Source organism: Thermogutta sp. (assembly GCF_014359955.1).
GTDB lineage: Bacteria > Planctomycetota > Planctomycetia > Pirellulales > Thermoguttaceae > Thermogutta.
In genome coordinates this window covers 1-3175 of sequence record NZ_JACIYL010000523.1, presented here as the reverse complement: position 1 = coordinate 3175, position 3175 = coordinate 1, and the positions used below count along the sequence as shown (strand labels likewise).

The window sequence follows — 3175 nt, the reverse complement described above, 5'->3', positions numbered from 1 at the left end:
AGCAGGATCTGCCAGAGTCGGCCTAACTCAAGGTACTCCCAACCCTGGTGTCCCAGCCAGAACCAAAGATGTCCGCCCAGCCGGGAAAGGTATCCTTTGATGCCGAGAACTTCTCCCACCAGGCTTCCCACCGCGACAACCAGGGCCGCTACGAAGAGGATATTGACCAGGGTTCGTTGTCCCGGAGGTTCTCGCCCACCCACGAGCGGCGCGAGGTAAATGGCGGTGCCCATCCAGGACAGAGCGATCCAAAGGATCGCCAGTTGCAGGTGCCAGGTCTTCGCCCAGCTATAAGGATACATCTGCCCGACCAGCTCGATGTAAAACCTGCCGGGGTGAACTGTATAGTGCGCAAGCAATCCTCCGTTGAGAATCTGCACAATGAATAGGAGTCCCGCAACCAGGAAAAACTTGGCCGCCGACCGCTGACTCGGGGTCACCGGTTGCTCAAGCAATCGGTAAGCCGCCTGAACGGCCTGCGACTCTCCGTAGAAAAATTGGTATCGGTGCACAATATAGACTACCAGGCCGAGAACAACGAAGAGCGCAAGAACGGAAAAGATCGAGTAAACCAGAGCTTCTGTCGAAGCCCGGTTGCCCACGGTGATATCCGAAGGCCAGTTGTTCGTGTAACTGTAGTTCAAACCGGGCCGATTGGTAACGGCTGCCCAGGCAGTCCAGAAGAAAAACGTCGCCAGGTCCTTTCGCTCTTCAGCCGTGGGAATTGCGTTGGGCAAAAATCCATAATGCGGATCGCCCTCGGCAAACGTTTTATCCCAGAAGCGGAGCAACTGCTCAAATGCGTAGGCCTGGGCCGGGGTGAGTTCCAGCGTTCCCGTCTCTGGCTTGTAGCGATTTTCTTTCAACTCGCGGATAACAGTCATATCCACCTCGTCGAGCTCCTTTCGCGGAGGCGGCGGGAGCTTTTGCCAGAGGTCTTCGGGTGGCTGTCCTTTGGCAAGGTGGTAGTTTCGGACCAGGTATCCCATCAGGTGCAAGGTGTAAGCTGAAAAGTCCATCCCGCGAAGCGAGCCGTGTCCCCAGATACTTCCGTGATCCATCAACCCGTATCGCTGATAGACGTCCTGGCCACGCAGAATCGCATCTTTGTCCGCGAGCGTCTTTTCCCCGACAACGACTTTGGACGGGATAGGTGGAACATGGTCCTTGGCGAAGTATCCGCCTACAAAGAGGATCGCCATGCTCACAACGAAGCTCACGATCGCCGCGTTGCGCAACCCTTTGGTGCTCATGGTGGCACTCCTTTTTAGCTGCGACTACCGAAACCTCGATCCTGCAATACGTTCCCCCAGAACATTTTCCCGAATTCCCGTCAAAGAATGGGATCAGTGGCAGCAGAAAAATCCGCTCGCTTTCGGCACAGATTCCTTCGCAATGCCCATCTTGGCAAGCAGTTCATCAGCCAGAGCCACGTACTTTTCATGGACGCCCTCGCCGACATGCTCTTTTTCCGTGGCGTGGAATTTGGCGAGCATTTCGGCCTGTTCGCTGGCGTTCAGCGTTCGCTCGGCAAGGACGAAGAGGATGTTGTCTTCCTTGGAAATGTGCTGGCGGAGAAGACTGACATATTGCCGGGCAGCCTCGGCGAATTTTTGGGCGGCCCCCTGCGGGTCAGTTTCACCTCCTTGGATGGCCTCACCCATTTGCCGAATGAAGGCCCGGCCCTGCTCGTGCTCATAAAGCATGACCCCGGTGGGCCCACCTTCCCGGGGAAATCCCTTGGCCTCAAGAGCGGGAAAGAGCAGGTCTTCTTCCTTGGCGTGATGGCAATGATCGGCGAACTGCCGGAAGAAATCCAGCGCCTGGGATGCGAGTTCCGCATCGATCTTTCCGTTATTCGCCGCCTGATCGGCGAGCTTCTCCAGGACAGCGAGCACCTGTTCGATGACGCGGTGTTCATGGCGCAGAATTTCGGTCGGTTGTTGAGCGTGGGACGTCATATTCACACCTCCTGTCAAAAAGTGGAACCTAAACCAAGCGTCAAAAGGTCCAAGAGTAACGCGTTAATCGCATGTGCATATCCTATTTTCCACCAAAAAATTTGGACTGCTATCCGCCCATGCAGCACAACGCACGCTGGTTCTTTACAAGTTCGGAGAGTTTCGTTTCCCGCAGAAAATTGAGATACACCTCCCTCACCGCCGCCCAGCGGGCGTGGACCGGGCAAGGAGCCGAATCTGCGCATCGCTCCTGTCCCAATAGACATCCCTCCCAGCGACTGATTTTGTCTATTGGCTCGACGATGTCGTACAGGGAAATGTCGCTGGCGGGCCGGGCCAGTCGGAAGCCGCCCCCCTTTCCCTTTTGGGATTCAAGAAGTCCCCCCTCCGCAAGCTTCTGGAGAATCTTGCCCAGATAGTTGCGGGGAGCCTGGACCCGGCGCGCAATCTCGTCCGCCCCGAGAAAGCTCCCGGGCGGCAGCTCCGCGAGAATCATCAGGGCCGTCGTTGCGTGAATGGCGGTTTTTGACATCATAGGCCAGACGCTAATTCCGATATCCACATGTGATTATAGCCAAGCGAAGCGCCCTGTCAACGGGCTTGCTCCAAAGGACTAAAAAAATTCTCGCTTGAACCGCTTTCTGTCTCCTGGTGCCGTGTCGTCCGCCAATCCAACCGTCGGTGGTTTCAAAGGCCTTTGCGTCCGCGTTTTTCCCAGCGTACACTGGCAATCGGGGTGCCGAACCTCATGATGTCGGCAAGTCTCTCCCAGGGTCTTTTCACCTTCGAACTGAAAAAGGAGGGATGACAATGGTGGCGCGATGTCTTTGCCGGTGGTGCGTCGCGGCTGTGGGCTTGGCCATACTGCTATCGTCCGGCGGGTGCAAGGTGGCTTTTTCGACGGGACCGATGGGGCTGGAGCCGGTTTCACTGAAAGCTGAGGAATGGAACGGAGTATGGACGGTGCCGGGTACAGCGGGCCACGCCGTTGCACGGGTGGTGGATGCGGAAAAAGGAATCCTTGAAGTGGGCTTTATTCAATCGAATGATCAGGGACTGAGCCTGAAAACGATGAAGCTGTACCTTCGCCAGGCCGGCGATTGGACGTTTCTCTCTACAGAAGCGGAAGACAGGCCGGGAAAATTCATCTGGTGGAAGGTGAAACGTTCACAAAACACGCTGGTCATGTGGCCACCACGGTGGGACAAGCTGGC

General features: G+C 56.3%; 4 protein-coding genes. 1 reads left to right on the top strand and 3 read right to left on the bottom strand.

Features of this window, described 5'->3' with window-relative positions:
* The 3 genes from H5U08_RS13895 to H5U08_RS13885 all read right to left on the bottom strand — a co-directional run.
* A partial coding sequence (locus tag H5U08_RS13895) for a cbb3-type cytochrome c oxidase subunit I (protein WP_297034243.1) occupies positions 1-1253 on the bottom strand: 1253 nt, incomplete at its 3' end.
* A gap of 93 nt (positions 1254-1346) precedes the next feature.
* The gene (locus H5U08_RS13890; protein WP_297034241.1) at positions 1347-1961 is read right to left on the bottom strand and encodes a hemerythrin domain-containing protein; all 615 of its coding nucleotides are present in this window, start codon (positions 1959-1961) and stop codon (positions 1347-1349) included.
* A gap of 109 nt (positions 1962-2070) precedes the next feature.
* Complete coding sequence (locus H5U08_RS13885) at positions 2071-2496, bottom strand: Rrf2 family transcriptional regulator (protein WP_297034240.1); 426 nt, start codon at positions 2494-2496, stop codon at positions 2071-2073.
* Positions 2497-2771: 275 nt separating this feature from the next.
* Here H5U08_RS13885 and H5U08_RS13880 point away from each other — a divergent pair.
* Positions 2772-3175 (top strand): hypothetical protein (locus H5U08_RS13880; RefSeq protein ID WP_297034238.1); only part of this gene is annotated, 404 nt, incomplete at its 3' end.

What these genes read in the sequence shown, in the direction of transcription:
- H5U08_RS13890 (WP_297034241.1), bottom strand. Translation starts at nt 1,961, where the DNA reads ATGACGTCCCACGCTCAACAACCGACCGAAATTCTGCGCCATGAACAC.
- H5U08_RS13885 (WP_297034240.1), bottom strand. Translation starts at nt 2,496, where the DNA reads ATGATGTCAAAAACCGCCATTCACGCAACGACGGCCCTGATGATTCTC.